Origin of the sequence: Streptomyces sp. UW30, from assembly GCF_008042075.1 — a bacterium.
Taxonomy (GTDB): domain Bacteria; phylum Actinomycetota; class Actinomycetes; order Streptomycetales; family Streptomycetaceae; genus Streptomyces.
Genome location: NZ_RDBN01000037.1, coordinates 933,179 through 950,398 on the forward strand (window position 1 = coordinate 933,179; position 17,220 = coordinate 950,398).

The 17,220-nt window shown below is 71.5% G+C and carries 12 protein-coding genes; 2 read left to right on the plus strand and 10 right to left on the minus strand.

The window, feature by feature from the left end; genetic code table 11:
• The first annotated feature begins 42 nt into the window (after nt 1–42).
• Entirely contained in the window at nt 43–1,455 is a 1,413-nt protein-coding gene (locus tag EAO75_RS22915) for a GH39 family glycosyl hydrolase (RefSeq protein WP_147996927.1), read from the plus strand.
• An 18-nt stretch (nt 1,456–1,473) separates the two neighbouring features.
• On the opposite strand, the gene EAO75_RS22920 is transcribed toward EAO75_RS22915, so the two are convergent.
• The 7 genes from EAO75_RS22920 to EAO75_RS22950 all read right to left on the minus strand — a co-directional run bounded on the left by EAO75_RS22920 (nt 1,474) and on the right by EAO75_RS22950 (nt 11,274).
• On the minus strand, nt 1,474–5,316 hold the full coding sequence (locus EAO75_RS22920) for a lipopolysaccharide biosynthesis protein (protein ID WP_147996928.1): 3,843 nt from the start codon (nt 5,314–5,316) through the stop codon (nt 1,474–1,476).
• Nucleotides 5,309–6,109: a polysaccharide deacetylase family protein gene (locus EAO75_RS22925; RefSeq protein ID WP_147996929.1), complete on the minus strand. Its 801-nt coding sequence runs from the start codon at nt 6,107–6,109 to the stop codon at nt 5,309–5,311. The genes EAO75_RS22920 and EAO75_RS22925 overlap by 8 nt, the downstream gene beginning before the upstream one ends.
• Nucleotides 6,106–7,122 carry a glycosyltransferase family 2 protein gene (locus EAO75_RS22930; protein ID WP_147996930.1) on the minus strand — a complete coding sequence of 339 codons (1,017 nt, stop codon included), beginning with the start codon at nt 7,120–7,122 and terminating at the stop codon, nt 6,106–6,108. The genes EAO75_RS22925 and EAO75_RS22930 overlap by 4 nt, the downstream gene beginning before the upstream one ends.
• Nucleotides 7,119–7,982: a glycosyltransferase family 2 protein gene (locus EAO75_RS22935; protein ID WP_147996931.1), complete on the minus strand. Its 864-nt coding sequence runs from the start codon at nt 7,980–7,982 to the stop codon at nt 7,119–7,121. Before EAO75_RS22935 ends, EAO75_RS22930 begins: the two co-directional genes overlap by 4 nt.
• A 371-nt stretch (nt 7,983–8,353) precedes the next feature.
• A complete protein-coding gene (locus EAO75_RS22940; protein WP_147996932.1) occupies nt 8,354–9,451 on the minus strand; it encodes a GNAT family N-acetyltransferase in 1,098 nt (365 codons plus the stop codon).
• A 1-nt stretch (nt 9,452) separates the two neighbouring features.
• Nucleotides 9,453–9,890 carry a hypothetical protein gene (locus EAO75_RS22945; protein ID WP_261989386.1) on the minus strand — a complete coding sequence of 146 codons (438 nt, stop codon included), beginning with the start codon at nt 9,888–9,890 and terminating at the stop codon, nt 9,453–9,455.
• 175 nt (nt 9,891–10,065) lie between these two features.
• On the minus strand, nt 10,066–11,274 hold the full coding sequence (locus tag EAO75_RS22950; RefSeq protein WP_147996933.1) for a S8 family peptidase: 1,209 nt from the start codon (nt 11,272–11,274) through the stop codon (nt 10,066–10,068).
• 318 nt (nt 11,275–11,592) lie between these two features.
• Here EAO75_RS22950 and EAO75_RS22955 point away from each other — a divergent pair, with 318 nt between their 5' ends.
• Nucleotides 11,593–12,402, plus strand: coding sequence for an SGNH/GDSL hydrolase family protein (locus tag EAO75_RS22955; protein WP_147996934.1), 810 nt, complete (start codon nt 11,593–11,595; stop codon nt 12,400–12,402).
• Between the two features lie 21 nt (nt 12,403–12,423).
• On the opposite strand, the gene EAO75_RS22960 is transcribed toward EAO75_RS22955, so the two are convergent.
• From EAO75_RS22960 to EAO75_RS22970, 3 genes are all read right to left on the minus strand, one after another.
• A complete protein-coding gene (locus EAO75_RS22960) occupies nt 12,424–14,043 on the minus strand; it encodes a serine/threonine-protein kinase (protein ID WP_147996935.1) in 1,620 nt (539 codons plus the stop codon).
• A gap of 63 nt (nt 14,044–14,106) precedes the next feature.
• The gene (locus tag EAO75_RS22965; RefSeq protein ID WP_147996936.1) at nt 14,107–15,837 is read right to left on the minus strand and encodes a nickel transporter; all 1,731 of its coding nucleotides are present in this window, start codon (nt 15,835–15,837) and stop codon (nt 14,107–14,109) included.
• On the minus strand, nt 15,834–17,220 hold a 1,387-nt coding region (locus tag EAO75_RS22970; protein ID WP_147998031.1), incomplete at its 5' end, for a tetratricopeptide repeat protein. The genes EAO75_RS22970 and EAO75_RS22965, both read right to left, overlap by 4 nt.

The window sequence follows — 17,220 nt, forward strand, 5'->3', positions numbered from 1 at the left end:
AACCTGCCCGAGCGCCCATAACCCCCGTTACCGTTGTCCTTGATGGGACGTCATGGGTGGAATTCGGGGGCACGGCGGTGGCGGCTCACCGCGCTGCTCGGCGTGGGCGCGGTGGCTCTGGCCCTGGTCGTGACCCTCCTCAACACGCTTCCGGGGAACGGCGTGAACACCGACGGCACCTCACAGGACGGCGACCGGCCGCACGGCACCCCGACCGCCACCCCGAACGCGACGAATCCGGAGGTGGGCTGGGGCTTCACCCATACCCAGCACAGCGCCGACGAGGGCGCCTCCGCCGCCGTCAAGCGCGTCGAGGGACGCCTCGCGGACGCCGGGGGACTGCCGCAGATCCAGCACATCATGGGCTGGGGCGCCGACAACCCCGAGCCGGTCGAAGGGCGTTACGACTTCGAGGCGATGGACCGCCGCATCGACTTCGTCCGCGCCTCCGGCAGCACCCCGGTCGTCACCCTGTGCTGCGCCCCCGACTGGATGAAGGGCGGCGAGGCCGGCGTCGACAACACGAACTGGAACCAGGCCGCCCTGGAGACGGCACCCGATCCCGAGCACTTCGAGGACTTCGCCGCGCTCGCCGTGACCGTCGCCAAGCGCTACCCGGACGTACGCCACTTCATCGTCTGGAACGAGTTCAAGGGCTTCTGGAACGACGCCGAGGCCCGCTGGGACTACGAGGGCTACACCAAGCTGTACAACCTCGTCTACCGGGCACTGAAGAAGGTCAACCCGGAGATCATGGTCGGCGGACCGTACCTCGTGATGGACAGCGTCGACCCGCGCGCGGAGGAGGCATCGGCGGCGCTGAAGGGCCCCTGGGGCGCCCTGGACCAGCGCATCGTCGACGCCTTCGGGTACTGGAACGAGCACAAGGCCGGCGCCGACTTCGTCGTCGTGGACGGCTCCAGCTACACCCGGGACGACGAGCTCCTGCCCGACGAGTTCACGGCCACCGACAAGTTCACGGCCGTGGGCCGGTGGGTGCGCAGGCAGACCGGTGATCTTCCACTGTGGTGGGCGGAGTACTACGTCGAGCCCGCCGACGGCAACGACGACCGTAAGGGCTGGTCCGAGGCCCGCCGCGTCGCCGTCCAGGCCGCCGGGATGATGGCGCTCGCCAAGGGCGGTGCCACGTCCGCCTTCTACTGGAACCCGGAGGAGGAGAAGGGCACCGAATGCGCCGGCTGTCTGTGGACACCGACCGACACCGCGGGCGGCGGCGAGAAGCTGCCCATGTACGACCTGGTCTCCCGCTTCGGCAAGGAGTTCCGGCCGGGGACCGCGTACAGGTCGGTGTCCGTGGATGAGCCCGACGTCCGGGTCCTGGCCACGGACGAGGTGATCCTCGTCGTGAACACCCGCGACCGGCAGACCGGCGCGCAGATCGACGGCGAGAAGGTGGAACTACAGGCGTACGAGGTCAGGTGGCTCAAGCGCTGAGCCACCTGACCTGCGCCCCTACTTGATCGTCAGGAACCGCTGCACCAACGAGGCCAGCAACACCGCCAGCAGCGGCAGCGAGAACCAGAAGCTGCTCTGCAGCCACCGCAGCTGCCGCACGCTCGGAGCCAGCGCCACCCGGACGATCTCGCGGGCCATCAGGAGCACGATCAGCGCGATCGCCGCGAGCCCCCCGACCACCGACCACGGCGTCCACGTCACCTGCGGTCCGATGGGCCCGGGATCGGCCTTCGGCACCCCGCCCGCCGGCTGTTTGCGCAGCGCGTACATCGTCACGTCGGCGTTGACGAAGACCTTCCTCAACTCCTGCCGCTTGTCCAGGTTCTGCAGCAGCCGCGTCTCCCAGGTCGCCGAATAGCCCACGTCCAGCCGGAGATAGGTGACCTGACCCCGGTTGATCATCAGGTACGAGTTCGGGCCCGCGTCCTTCAGCGCCTTCACCAGGCCCGACACCAGCACCGGGTCGGCCGGCGCCTGCGTCGGCACGTACGCGACCTTCTCCATGTCCCGCGAGCCCCACGGCATCGCCGGCGTCACGTCGTTGACCGGGTCGCTGCTCAGCCACAGCAGTCTGAGGCTCGGATCGTCATGGGCGTACACGTACTCCATGGCGGCGACCTCGCCGGGCCGGACCCGCTCGAACGGCTCGTTGCCCCAGCGGGCCACCAGGAAGCCGCCCATGAGGACCAGGCCCGCCATCAGCGCGGCCAGCGGGGCGAGGCTCACCCGGTCCTTGTCGCGCTCCTTGGCGGTGACGCCGGTGCGCGGGAAGAAGGCGAGACCCGTCAGCAGGGCCGCGCCGGGCAGGGCGAACATGAAGACCCGCAGGGCCATCTCACCGCCGTACGACTGCATGCCGAAGCCCAGGAACGGCACGAAGGTGAGGACGAGCAGCGAGCGCTCCCGGTAGTGGTGGAAGCGCCGGCGCCACCAGCCCCAGCAGGCGAACGCCATCACACCGCCGGCCAGCAGCACACGCACGTACAGCACCAGCTTGTGGGTCGAACTGCCGCCTTCGATACGACCGGACACCGACGACGACACATTGGAGCCGACGCCGCCGACCCCGCCGAAGAGTTCGTCGAAGTGCCCGGACCAGTACGGCTCGGCCATGAAGCCGATCCACACCGTCACGATGACGCCGAACAGGATGGGCAGGCCGCGCAGTTCGGACCTGCCGATCAGGACGAGCGCGGTCAGCACGCCCAGCATCACGAACGGCGTGAGCTGGTGCGCCGGGACGCTCGCCGCGAACAGGCCGGTCACGACCAGCAGCAGGACGGCCCGCTGGCGCCGGTCCGTCGGCTCGACCTCCAGCTCGCCGGGCCGCCGCTTCGTCCAGATCACCCGCGGCGCGCGGAACCAGACCAGCAGGATCGCCGCGAAGACGAGATACAGCAGATAGGTGAAGCCCTGCGGCGAGAAGTAGTCCTGGCCCACCCAGCCACTGAGCACGAAGACCCAGATGCCGGTCCACTTGGCCCGCCAGCTCGCCCGCATCGAGCGCACCAGCAGGAACATCGGGACCAGATAGAGCAGTTGCATGGCCAGCGGCCACCAGCGGATGACCTCGGTCAGGTCACCGACCCCGCACGCCTTCGCGGCGAACGCGGCCACCGCGAAGAAGCCCGGCCAGCTCCAGCGCGCGTCCAGGTCGGGCACCGCCGACCCGGTGCGGTCGATGTAGTCGAGGAAGCCGAGGTGCTGCCAGGCCGTCGCGAACCGCGGCTCGGTCTCGATCAGCGCGGGCAGGGCGTGCAGTGATACGACCGTCGCGAGCAGGGTGACAAGCAGCAGCGCCCGGTGCTCGCGGCCCAGCCACAGCAGCGAGGCGAACGTCACCGCCAGCAGAGCGGCCCCGAGCAGCGTCGGCGGCGGCAGCACCGAGATCAGCCCGAGCCCGCCCATGCCGTCCAGGTCGCTCTCGCCGAGCCGCAGCGCGGGCACCCAGTACAGCAGCAGCGCGGCGATCAGCAGACAGCCGAGGATCACCCCGAGACGGGTCGGCTGCACCCGCTCGCGCCAGGTCGGCTCGGGTGCGACGGGCTGCCGTACGGGCTCCTCGTGCATGGGCGGCTCTTCCCGTACGGCGGCCTCCTGCCGTACGACGGCCTCCTCGGGTACGGCAGCCTCCTCGCGCTCCTCCGGTTCGGCCGTCTCGGCCTTGCCCGCGTCGAACTCGTCCTCGAACGGGGCGTCCACCTCGGCGGGCCCCGTCGACGCCCGGCTCTCCTCCACCGGCAGACCGAACTCCGGCGTGCGGGCCCAGGTAGGGCGGTGCTCCGGCCGGACCCGCGACGTGCCCGTGGGCGGCGTCCCCGGTCCCGGGCGGACGTCGGGCCGGCGTTCCAGGTGGTCGAAGTCGACATGGATGCCGAGCGCGAGGGTGTCGGTGTCCAGCGCCCAGGCGGGCCCCCGCTTGCGCGCCCCCTCCGGCACCTCGCGTGCCCCCAGGTCGGCGAGATCACCGTCGGGAGCCGCGTCCTCGGGCACCTCGGCCGAGGACGCCCGCACCGTCCGGTACAGCTTGGGCGCGGCGATCGCGACGATCACCGACAGGGACGCGATCTCGGCGACGCCGGCGCCGGTCAGACCCATGCGCGGGAGCAGCAGCAGCGTCAGGCCGAGCACCAGGGCGCACAGCACGCCCTGGAGCCACGCCAGTCCGGCGGTGCGGCTCTGCGCGCGCAGGACCGCGAAGTACGTCTCCATGACGACCCGCAGCAGCCCGCCGATCGCGAACCAGCGCAGCAGCGGGGTCGCGGCGTCCGCGTAGCCCGGGCCGAAGACGCCGAGGATCCAGGGCGCCCCGAAGAACAGCACCGCGGAGACCGGCAGCATGATCCGCGCCATGCGCTTGAGCGCCGCACGGGTGTTGGCGGCCAGCCGGCTGGGATCGTGCGCGCCCTCGACCGTGAGGGAGGCGCCCATGTTGATGGCCAGCAGATTGACCGTGCCGCCGATGGTGGCCGTGATGTAGAAGTACGCGTTGTCCTCGGAGGAGACCTGCGCGGCCACGATCACGGGGATCAGGTAGACCACGGCCAGCGAGAACAGCGAGCCGGTGTAGTCACCCGCCAGGAACCGCCCGATCTCCTTCAGCGACGGCGGGTCGGTGCGGTTCTCGGTCGCCTCGACATGGCGCGGCACGAGCCGCCGGAACACCAGCCAGCCCAGCGGCAGCACCGACACCGCGATCGCCGCGACCCACGAGACGAAGACACCGGCGGTCGGGATCGCCACCGCGAAGGCCACCAGCAGACCCAGCTTGACCGCGGAGAACACGGTGTTGCCGACCGGCACCCACACCGCCCTGCGCAGCCCGGTCAGCACCCCGTCCTGGAGCGTGAGCAGGTTCCAGGCGATGACGGCCACGACGAAGAACAGCCCGTTCAGCGGCCCGCTCAGGAACCGGTACGACGGCCCCCACAGGTCCAGCGTCAGCAGGAAGACGCCCGCGGCCAGCGCCACGATCACACAACTGCCCGCGTACGTCCGGAAGATCAGCCGGCCGCTCCTGCGACCCGCGACCGGGATGAAGCGGGCCAGCGCGCCCGTCAGCGTCACCGCGGTGAGCCCCGCGAGGAACTTCATCGCGGCGATCGCGGCGGACCCCTGACCGACCGCGGACTCGGAGTAGTAGCGGGCGGCGGCCAGCCAGTAACCGAGCCCCAGCACCGCGGAGACGCCGGTGTTGATCATCAGGGCGTAGGCGTTGCGGAACAGCTGGCTGCCCCCGGAGGACCTGCCCAGGCCGGGCAGGCGAAGGCGGCGCCCCGACTGCTCGGGCGCCGTCGCGTCGGTCGATGCGGGCTCGGTCGTGGTCGTCGTGTCAGACACGGGAACGGATGGCCTTCCGGCGGACCTGTCGGGCTCTGCGGACCACTGCGTACCCCTTGGTGAGGGCGCGGTCCCTGGCGAAGGTGCGGGCGATCGCGCGGCCCTCGACCATCCGCCGGAACTCCTCGATGCCGGTGGTGCGGCGCACGGTCAGCCGGGTCAGGGCGTACGGCCCCTGCCGGCGCCGTGCGAGCCCGTTGTTGACGGCGAGCGCCTGGGCGTACCCGGTCTCGCGCACCGCCTCGCGCACCCGGCGGCTGGAGTAGCCGTACGGATAGGCGAACGAGGCCGGGACGGTGCCCAGCCGGTCCGAGATGATCTCCTTGCACAGGATCAGCTCGGAGCGCAGCCTGCCGTCCGGGAGCTGGTCGAGCTGCGGGTGCGTGTGGCTGTGGCCGCCGATCTCGACGTCCGCCTCGGCGAGTTCACGGACCTGGTCCCAGTCGAGCATGGTGTCCAGACCGCCGCCCATGTCGTGCGGGCCCCTCAGCCAGCCCGTGGAGACGAACACCGTGGCCGCGAAGCCGTGCTTGGCGAGCACGGGCAGCGCGTGCCGGTGCACGCCCTCGTAGCCGTCGTCGAAGGTGACCAGCACCGGCCGCTCGGGCAGCGGCTTGCCGGAGCGCCAGCGTGCCGCGAGATCGGCCGTCCGCACGGGCGTGAGACCGAGATCGCCGATCAGCGCCATCTGCTCCGCGAACGCCTCCGGCGCCACCGACAGCTCGCGGGTGGCGTCGTTCGGCGAGGTGGAGACGGCGTGGTACATCAGGATCGGCACACGCGCGTCGGTCATCTGCTGCCCCCCTCGACTCCCGGTGCGACGACCGCTTCCCCCTCGATCCCCGCCACCGAGTACGTAACGCCGCCCCGGCGCACGCGGACACTGCCGACCACGTACCCACCGGCCGCCGTCAGCACCCCCGCGACGATCGCGCCGGCCCGTCCCGCACCGCCCCGCCGGGCCAGTACGGCATCCCGCAGTCCGCGCGCCACCCCGGCCGGCAGGACCCGGGTGGTGTACCGGCGCTCGGACTCAAGTCCCTTGTCGGCGCCGACACTTCGGGCCACCAGCGCCTTCGACAGGCCCTCGGCGTAGGTGCGCGTGCGGAAGTACCGGAAGTGCTCGCGCGGTCCGGGCACCCGGTGGTGGATCACCGCGCGGTCGTCGATCAGCAGGACCGCGTCGGGCTTGGCCCGGGTGAGCCGGATGCACAGCTCCGTCTCCTCGCAGCCCAGCGGCAGCCGGTCGCCGTCGCGCCCGATGCCGGTGGCGAAGCCGCCCGCGAAGTCGAACGCCGTACGCCGGAAGGAGGCGTTGCCGCCCAGGACGTTGCGCACCTTGACCCGGCCGCGCGGCAGGCCCCGGTAGGTGCAGCCGACGACCCAGTCGAACTCCTCCGGGAACCAGTCCGGCCGGCGCCCCGACGCCCAGATCGGCTCGGTGCGCCCGCCGACGGCCATGACGCGCGGGTCGGCGTACCCGGCCGCGAAGTGCCGCAGCCAGTCGCGCTCGGCCACGGCGTCGTCGTCGAGGAACGCGATCACCTCGCCGTACGACGCCGCGATGCCGGTGTTGCGGCCGGCGGACAGGCCGCGGGGGCCCGCGTTGGCGAGCACCCGCACATCGGTCGCTTCCTTGTACTCCTTGGCCAGCCGGTCCAGGAGCGCCGCGTTGTGGTCGACGACCAGCAGCGTCTCCAGGGCCGGACACGACTGCGCACGCACCGAGGAGACCGCCGCGAGGATGTCCTCCCAGCGGTCCTCGGTGTACACGCAGATCACGACGGAGATGTCGGGACCGCTCAAGACGCCTCTCCCCGCACCGAGTGAACCGGGCGAGCCGGCTGAACCGACGGCACCGAGTCGAGCATCGGGGAGTGCGCCGCGGCGGTGCGGCGGCGCAGGTCACGCCGGTTGGAGCGCTCCTGGAGGATCACCTTGAGCACCCTCAGCCCGTCCCGCACGGCCCGCAGATTGCTCGTGCCGTGGATCCGGAGGTACTCGTGGCTGGGTATCTCCTGCACCTTCAGCCCCGCCTTGACGACCCGGATGTTCATCAGGGTCTCCACCTCGAAGCCGGTGCAGTCGAGCTCGATCTTGTCCAGGCAGTGCCGCCAGAACGCGTTGTATCCGTAGCAGAGATCGGTGTAGCGGGCGCCGAACTTGCGGTTGACGGCCGTGCACAGTGCCCAGTTGCCGAGCTTGCGGATGAAGGTCATGTCGTCGGTGCCGCCGCCGTTGGCGAAGCGGGACCCCTTGGCGAAGTCCGCGCCCGAGACCAGGGCGGAGACGTAACTGACGATCTCCTGGCCGTCGGCCGAGCCGTCCGCGTCCACCATCACGATGATGTCGCCGGTGGCCGCCTCGAACCCGGTGATCAGGGCATCCCCCTTGCCCCTGCCGTGCTGGCGCACGACCTTCACGTCCGGCCACAGCTCACGGGCCACTTCGACGGTGTTGTCGGTGGAGTTGCCGTCGACCAGGACCACTTCGTGTATCCAGTCCGGCAGTGTCTTGAAGACGTACGGCAGATTCTCTGCCTCGTTCATGGCCGGGATCACCACGCTGACCGGTGGCGCGATGGCCAGGTGCGTGGAGATGGGCCGGTATTTGCCGACCGGTGACGGATCTTGATCCGCGACAGCCGGGCGCAGAACAGAACTCATGAGTCGGGTCCCTCTCGTCCGGTGGACCGCCCGCCCCTGGGCGGCCCGGTTATGTATCCGGTTCGAAAGGGGGGTTCTCACTCACGGCACGGCGGAACGGATCACCGTACGTGTGAAGTGAGCTGGCATTTCTGGCCGACCACCCGAAGAGCGGCAGCCGGTCGCGCGGCACGACTCGGTCGCAAGTGCGGACACCTTCACCGAGCACCCCCCTACCGCGCCCCGCGCCGGGACCGTCGCGGTCCTTGAGCCCTCCCCTAGAGCCGCTGCCGACCGTCCGATGCGGGTGAGATGTACGACGGTATTGACGATTGAGCCTGTATGGCAAGAGCTGGAACGAGCCCTCACGTTTTTGTTGGTTTTGACCGGAGTTAGCCACGTACCGAACGGATCTTCCCCATGCGTTTGAGGAGCCGGTCCGCCGGCTCGAACAGTTCCGGCCGTGTCTGCACGGTGTTGCGCAGCGCCCGGAGCGGGGCACGCCGTGCCCGGTGTCCGAACGCGACCGGGTGACGCCTGGTCACCCACCCCTCCGACACCATCAGCTCGCGTGTCTTCAGGGAGTCCTTGTACTCCTTCTGGCCCCGGCCGAGATCGAGATACGCGATGCCGTCGGCGGCGGCGGCCTCGGCCATGCGCAGATGCAGGACCAGGCCCGGCGAGTACTTCGAGAACGCCGGGTCGTACGCCGGGAACCAGCAGGCCAGCACCCGCTCGGTGCGCAGCCCGAAGTGCGCGGCTATCGGCTTGCCGTCCGCGTACAGCACCGACAGGATCCCCGCGAACGGCTCGGAGCGGGTGTGGAACAGCTGGTCCACCAGCAGGGTGATCCACGCGTGCGCGAACCGGTCGCTGCGCCCGGTCCTGCGGTACTGCGCCGACTTCCAGGCCATCAGCGTGCGCAGCGCCGCCGGATCGCGCTCGTCGTGCACATACCGCACGCCGTCGTGGTCCCGGCTGAGCTTGCGCTCCTTGGCGAGTGTCGTCCTGGTGAACTTCGGTGACTCGGCCCGGAGTTGGGCGAGATACGCCTCGTACCCCTGGTCGACGTCCATGACCGGGGACGGGAACGTGCCGGAGGTATCCGCGTCGAACGCCGCCTGGCCCTCCACCAGGTGGTCGAACTCCCATACGGCGAGCCCGCACGCCTTCAGCAGCTCCCGGGCGTCCCAGCCGAACCCGGGCCGGTGCACGACGCCCTGGGCGTCGGAGACACCGAGCCCGATGGCCCGGCCGACGCCGGACGCAGTCCGCTGGAACGGGAAGAACGCGGCCGGCTCGCCGCCCTCCCGTACGACCGCTATCCGCACCCCGCGCCGGCAGCGGCCGACCGCGAGCGCGAACTCGGGTGACAGGAACGGGTTGCCCAGCTCGGGTGAGCCCTGGAGATGCGCCTTGGACTGCATCGATGTCCATGCCGCCCGGTCGGCGGAGCTGAGCTCCCCGGGGCGGTACACACTGATGTCCACGTCAGTCAGTCCGCCTTCGCGTCGTACGGCCGCGCAGCCGCCGCAGCAGAACCAGCAGGAGAATCAGGGCGCTGATCGAGGTCACGGCCACGATCCCGCCGGGTACGGACCACCGGTGCACGGCGAGCATGCCCTGGGCCACCAGCATGTTGACGACGACCGCGCCCGCAACCGAGGCCACGGTCCGGCCGAAGGGTTCCAGCCCGCGCAGTGCGGCGGCGATGGCCCCGGCCGGCGCGGCGAGCAGGAAGAACAGCGTGAAGGGACCGCGCAGCGGCGAGCCCGAGTCGACGAGCGCGAGGACCGCGCCGATTCCCCCCACGGCCGTCGCCGCGCCGGCGAGCAGCGGCGTCAGGTCCCTCCCCGGTCCTGGTCGCGCGCTCTCGCCGTCCTGAGCCTCGGCTCTGGATGAAGCTGTCTTGATACGTAAGGTCTGCATTGGCGACTTTGCCCCCTGAAGCGCCGGATGCCGGGCTTCAATGTGGCTCAGTGCCGCGTCGGTCGTCAAGATGCGAACGGCCTCTTGACATCTGTTCGTTTCACGCCCGCGCGCACGCGGTCCCCGCAGGTGTGGGGCCTGCGGGGACCACTGGTTCAGGTGGTGCGGTGGTGGGTCACGGCACGAGCTTCAGCAGCCGGTTCGGGGAGCCGCTGCCGGGGCTGGTGACCACGTTGGAGGTGGCGCCGGACGTCAGGGCCGAGGCGACCGCGGCCGGGGTGGCCGAGGTGTGGCTCGCCAGGTAGACGGCGGCCGCGCCCGCTACGTGCGGGGTGGCCATCGACGTACCGGAGATGGTGTTCGTCGCGGTGTCGCTGGTGTACCAGCCGGCCGTGATCGAGGAGCCGGGCGCGAAGATGTCCAGCACCGAGCCGTAGTTCGAGTAGCTGGCCCGCGCGTCCGAGCTGGTGGTGGCGCCGACGGTGATCGCCTCGGTGACCCGGGCCGGGGAGTACGAGGAGGCGTTGGCGCTGCTGTTGCCGGCCGCGACGGCGTAGGTCACGCCGCTGGCGATGGAGTTGCGCACGGCCGTGTCCAGCGTGGTGGAAGCGCCGCCGCCGAGCGACAGGTTGGCGACCGAGGGACCGGAGTGGTTGTTGGTCACCCAGTCGATGCCCGCGATGACGCCCGCGGTGGTGCCGGAGCCCGCGTTGTCGAGCACGCGGACCGCCACGATCTTCGCCTTCTTGGCGACACCGTAGGTCGAGCCCGCGATGGTGGTGGCCACATGGGTGCCGTGGCCGTTGCCGTCGGAGGCGGTGGTGTCGCCGTCGACCGCGTCGTAGCCGTACGAGGCACGGCCGCTGATCTGCTGGTGGGTGATGCGTACGCCGGTGTCGATGACGTACGCCGTCACACCGCTGCCCGCGCTGTCCGGGTAGGTGTAGGTGCCCGAGAGCGGGAGGGCGGCCTGGTCGATGCGGTCCAGGCCCCAAGGGGCGCTGGTCTGCGTGGTGTCGGCCACCTGGACGCGCTGGTTCTGCTCGACGGAGGCCACGGCCGGGTCGGCGGCGAGCTGTCTGGCCTCGGTCGCCGAGAGGGTGGCGGTGTAGCCGTTCAGCGCCTTGGTGAACGTCTTCTTCACCGTGCCGCCGTACTCCTCGACCAGGTCCTTGCCGGCGGCCGAGGAGGCCTTCAGGCCCGCGCTCTTGTCGAGCGTGACGATGTAGCTGTCCTTGACCGCCGTGGGGGAGCCGGCGGCCAGGACCTTGCCCTCGGCCGGGGCGGCGTGGGCGGGGAGGGACGTGAGGCCACCGACCAGGGCGGCGGTCGCCAGGCTGGTTATCGCGGCGAGCCGGAGCTTGTTGCTACGCAGTTGTGCCATTACGAGGGAGTCCTCCTCTAGGCGGCGCGCGCCCTGGTGGGGCGCGCGTCTGTGGGGGGTGCGCGCGTGATCGCGGGCACGGCCTCGGAACGTCGCGTTCCCGTTCCCAAGCCGAGGTAAAGGATCTGTGGTCCGAAGGTGACGGACAAGGGAGTTGACGGTCTGTCAACAAGCCTGTCATGAACACGAAATCAATCTCATGGTGAACCCATAGGGAGAGCGTCGCGATGCCCGGAAAAGTCTTGGCATGGACACTTCCCGTCAACACGCGTAGTTGGTACGACGGTTATGGCAGTGATCCTGCTATAGGGAGGTTCCATGAGACGTTCCCGACTTTCCGTATACGTCGCCTCACTCCTCCTCGCCGTCGGCTCCGCCCTCACCGGGGCAGCCACCGCGCAGGCCGCCGACACCGCCGCGATCGGCGGGTACGTGGCCCTCGGCGACTCCTACTCCTCGGGCCTAGGCTCGGGCAGCTACATCGGCTCCAGCGGCGACTGCAAGCGCAGCACGAAGGCGTACCCGTACCTGTGGGCCGCCGCGAATTCACCCTCGTCGTTCGACTTCACGGCTTGCTCGGGCGCTCAAACGGGTGATGTGACCGCCAGTCAGCTCGGTCCGCTCAACTCCGCCACCGCACTGGTGTCCATCTCGATCGGCGGCAACGACGCCGGTTTCGCCGACATCATGACGACCTGTGTGCTCCAGTCCGACAGCGCCTGCGTCTCCCGCATCAACACCGCCAAGGCGTTCGTCGACTCGGCGCTGCCCGGCCGGCTCGACACCGTCTACTCGGCCATCCGGTCCAAGGCCCCGTCCGCCCACGTGGTCGTGCTCGGCTATCCCCGCTTCTACAAGCTGGGTGCGTCGGGGTGCCTCGGCCTGTCCGAGACCAAGCGCAGGGCGCTCAACGAAGCCGCCGACCACATCGACGCCGCGACCGAGAAGCGCGCCCTGAACCACGGGTTCACCTTCGCCGACGTGCGTCCCGCCTTCACCGGGCACGAGCTCTGCTCCGGCAGCTCGTGGATGCACTCCGTCAACTGGCTCAACATCCCCGAGTCGTACCACCCGACGGCCGCGGGCCAGTCGGGTGGATATCTCCCGGTACTGAACAGCGCGGCCTGAGACCCCGCCGGGCCGGCTCTCCTACGAGGTCGGCGAAGCGGTTGGCGTCTGCGAGACCCCGCCCGTCGGGGTCTCCGTCGCACATGTCACCGAGAACGGCACCGAGTTGGACTTCGTCTCCACCGGGTCGCGGACCTCGACACTGATCTCGTTCTCGAAGGTCCCGCTGTTCGAATCCCCGGCGGATGTCGTCACGAACGCCCGGTCCTGCTTGGTCCGCCCCCCGCCCTCCGGGAACGACAGGGTCTTCCAGCCCTGGTCCATGACGTCGCCGTCCTGGGACACCCAGCGATAGCTGACCTCGGCCGGCAGCCGCCCCACCGTGAACGTCGCCGTGAAGGCGGGAGCCTCACCGTTCGGCGGCGGACACGGCCCGGAGTACTCCAGATTCGAGCCCGTCAGCGTCACCTTCACGGACTGCGGCGCGGGAGCGCTCGTTCTGCTCGCACTCGGTGTCGGGCTCTCGGCCCCGCCGGAGGTGTTCTGGTCCTCCGAGCTGGTCGGTGAAGTCCCGCCACCGGTCTGGCTGGTGGTCTCCTCGCCGCCCGCCTCGCCGCCGCCGTCCTCGCGGTTGAGGAGGGCGTACGTCAGCCCTGCCACCGCCAGCGCGAGGACCGTGACCCCGGCGATCAGGGTGAGGGCGGCGCGGCGGTTGCGGTCGGGGCGCACGGGGGCCGTCGACGGGCCCGGGGCGACGGGCCGGGTCGGCCCCGGTGAGGGGACCGGGGCCGTCGGGGCGGTCTGCGACGGCGTCGGGAACCCCGCGACGGTCGGGGTGTACGGGGTCGCCCGCGGGGCGTCCGCGCGCAGCGTCCCGCCCGCGCCGATGATCCGCAGGTCCTGCTCCGCCTGCTGGGCCGGCAGCCGCTCGGCCGGGTCCTTGCGCAGCAGCCCCTCGATGACGGGGGCGAGCGGACCGGCCCGGTGGGGCGGGGGCAGCTCGTCGTCGACGATCGCGCGCAGGGTGCTCAGCGGAGTGTCCTGACGGAACGGCGAATTGCCCTCCACGGCCGCGTACAGGAGCACGCCGAGGGACCACAGGTCGGACTCCGGGCCGGGCGTGCGGCCCAGCGCGCGCTCCGGCGCGAGGAACTCCGGGGAGCCGATGACCTCGCCGGTCATGGTCAGCGCCGAGCTGCCCTCGACCATCGCGATACCGAAGTCGGTCAGGACGACCCGGCCGTCGTTCGACAGCAGCACGTTGGCCGGTTTCACGTCCCGGTGCAGCACCCCGGCCTCATGCGCGGCCCGCAGCGCGGACAGCACCTCGGCGCCGATGTGCGCGGCGCGCTGCGCAGTGAGCGGGCCCTCGGCGTCCAGCAGCTCGGCCAGCGAGATGCCGCGGACCAGCTCCATGACGATCCAGGGCCGGCCGTCCTGCGTGGCCACGTCGTACACCGTGACGACATTGCGGTTGGCGACCCGCGCCGCCGCCCATGCCTCCCGCTCCAGCCGGGCGTACATCCGCTCGACCTCCGGGGCCGGCAGCCCGTGCGGCGCGCGCACCTCCTTGACGGCGACCTCGCGGTGCAGCACCTCGTCGCGGGCCCGCCACACGGTGCCCATGCCGCCCTCGCCGAGCGGGGACAGGAGGCGGTAGCGGCCCGCGATCACACGTTCACTGCCGTGTTCTTCGGACACGGGCGTCCCCCATTCGCATCCGTGCGATATCTCCACTCCGTGCTGTTTCTTCCCAAAAGTAGCTCAGCCGAGTACGGATGCCGCCCCCTGGAACACCAATCCCGCCCCGAGCAGCACGACCAGGAGTGCGGAGGCGAGCGGGGCGGTCCTGCGCAGGAAGGTCGTGGCCGGGTGGGCGGTCCAGCGGGGGCGTTTGTCCAGTACCCGCGTGACCCCCGTACCCAGCTTGACGACCGCGAACCCGGCCGCGGTGAGGGTCAGGGCGAGCCCGACGCCGTACGCCACGACGAGCAGCAGCCCGAACCACGCCTTGCCGAGCGCCGCCGCGCCGACGAGCACGACGACCGCGGAGGGGCTGGGCACGAGCCCACCGGCGAAGCCCAGGAGGATCGTGCCGCGCAGGGTGGGGGCGGTGGAGTGGGTGTGGGTGAAGCCGCCGTGGGTGTGGGTGAGCAGGCCGTGCTTGTGGGTGTGCCCTTGCGGGGCGTGGGGGTGCGTGTGCTCGCGTGTGGGGGCGTGCGAGTGGGTGTGGGCACGTGTGGGCGCCGGAGCCTGCGCGGGGGTGTGGGTGTGTGCGGCGACGAGGACCGGTTGGCGGTCGTGAGCGTGGTCCGTCTCGTGGGTGTGTTCGTGAGCGTGGTCGCCGTGGTCGTGCGAGTGGCTGTGTCCGGGGCCGCCGTGCGGATGGTCGTGGTCGTGCGGGTGGGTGTGTTCGTCGTCGTGCGCATGGTCGGGTGCGGGCCCGTGCCCGTAGCCGTGCCGGTGGATGTGCCAGGCCCGGCGTACGAGGGTGGCGCCCGCCGCGATCACCAGGGCGCCGCTCGCCATGCCCAGCCAGGTGATCACCGAGGGCGCCGCCGCCGAGCCGGCCGTGATCAGCAGGCCCAGGGCGACCACGCCCAGGGTGTGGGTGACCGTCACCGAGGCGGCCAGGGGCATGACGTCCTTCAGGCGTGCCCGGCCGCCGCGTGCCGTCGCGACCGCGGCCATGATGGTCTTGCCGTGGCCCGGCGCGAGCGCGTGCATCGCGCCCAGGAAGACCGCGATGAGCAGGGCGAGCGCGCCGAAGCCGAAGGTGAGGTCGTGCTGGGAGACCAGGCCGTCCAGGGCCCGCGTCCAGCGGTCGGCGCCGCGCGGCAGGACCGAGGCGGCGGGGGCGTCCTGCTCGGACTCGGCGAGGGCCGGGCCGCCGGGGCGCACGCGCAGGGAGGCGGCCGAGGTGTCGGCCGGGGAGGAGAGCAGCTCCTGCGGGTACGTGGTCAGTTCGCCGGAGACCGACTCCTTCGGCACGTCCGACGCGGTGAGCGTCATACGGTCGCCGCGAGCCGTGATCTCCCGCCATCCGGGGCCGGATTCCGCGCCCGCGCTCCGGAAGCCGAGGCCGGCCGTGGCGTCCTCGGAAAGCGGCGCCGAGAGCCGGCACTCCACCCGGAGCGTGTCGAGCCCTGCCTGACCGGGCCGCACGCGCGCGTGGCTGCTCCGCAGCGCCAGATCGACCCCACGGCCGTCCACGGTGACCTCGCTGCCCCGCGCCGCGCTCTCGCAGCGCTGCCGGGCCCACGCCGCCATGCCCGCCTTCTCGATGTCGGGCTTGGCCTGCGTCGCCGGGATCTCGGCGAGGTCCTCGACGTGGAGGACGCGCAGTTCGCCGGGGGCGACGACCAGGCCGTCGTAGCGGTTGACCGTGAAGTTGCCGAGGGGGTGCGCGCTCGCGGGAGGGGAGGCGAACAGCGCGAGCGCGCAGGCCGCCGTCAAGGCGGCGGCGCCGGAGGCGAACAGTCGACGGGGAGTCACTTGGCCGCCTCCAGGTCCTTGAGTGCCGTGCGGGCGTCCCGGGCGCCCAGCGGGGAGAAGCCGGGGTTCAGCCGGAGCGCGGCGCGCAGGTGCTCGCGGGCGTCCTCGGCGTGGCCCGTGGCGCGCTCGATGACGCCGCGGTGGTAGAGGAACGCGGCGTTGCGGTAGCCGGTGGCCGTGGCCTTGCGGGTGTAGGGGAGGGCTTCGGCGTCCTTACCGTTGACGTGCAGCGCCCAGGCGAGGGCGTCCGCGGTGTGCACGGTCTGCCGGCGGTCCCATTCGGCGCGGGCGGCCCGCAGCGCGGACGCCTTGTCGCCGTGGTCGGCCGCCGCGAGGGCCGTGTCGAGGTCGGCGTTGACGCCGTTGGCGCGGGCCAGGGCCGTCCAGGCGTCGACGAGGGCGTACTGGTCGTCGGCCTTGACCTGGTCGCCGGCCGACTCATACAGCTCGCCGAGTTCGACGAGCGGGCCGGGCAGCGGGTAGCGGGAGACGACGTCCTTCAGGCCCTTGAGCGCGCCGGCCTTGTCGCCGTTCGCGGCCTGTGCGCGGGCACGGCCCTCCAGCGCCGGGACGTAGTTCTCGTCGGCGGCGAGGGCGCGGGCGAAGTGGGTGAGGGCCGTGTCGTAGTCGCCCTGGTTCCAGGCGAGCTGGCCCAGCTGGGTGGCGACGTACGCGAGGTCGCCGGGGGAGACGGCGGAGGAGAGTGCCTGCTCCAGCACGCGCTCGGCCGTGCGGACGTCGCCGCGCAGTTCGCGCACGTACGCGTACCGGGTGAAGACCGGGATGCCCGGGCGGCGGTCGTCGGCGGTGTCGGCGGCCTTGGCGGCGTCGGCGTAGCGGCCGAGCTCGACCAGGGCGTCAACCCGCGTGCACAGGGCTCGTTCGCTGTACGGGTTCACCTTCAGGGCCTGGTCGGCGTACTTCAGGGCGTCCTCGAAGTCGTGCCGGGCGGCGGCGAGGGCGGCGCGGCCGGCGAGGGCCTGGTCGTTGTCGGGGGAGAGGGTGAGTGAGCGCTTGAAAGCCTGCTCGGCCTGGGGGTAGCGGGAGGGGTCGCCCTTGGTGCGGGCCTGTTCGACGTAGGCGAGGCCGAGGGTCGACCAGCCGCCGAAGTCCCTTGGCTGGTCGCGGAGGTGGGCCTGGAGGGAGACGATGCCGGCGTCCAGGTCGCCGGTTGCGAGGAGGCCGGGGGAGACGGCGGCGGAGGCAGGAGCAACGCTCTGGCCGGCGTTGTCGCGGGCCGCGCCGAGGGCGATGGAGCCGGCGGTGAGGGCCACGGCCAGCAGGGCGGCGCATCCGGCGAGATGCAGCGCCCGGTGACGCCGCCCGGCCGCGGCGAAACGCCGCAGCGCGGCGACCCGGGGTTCGCCCCCGCCGCCCCTACCC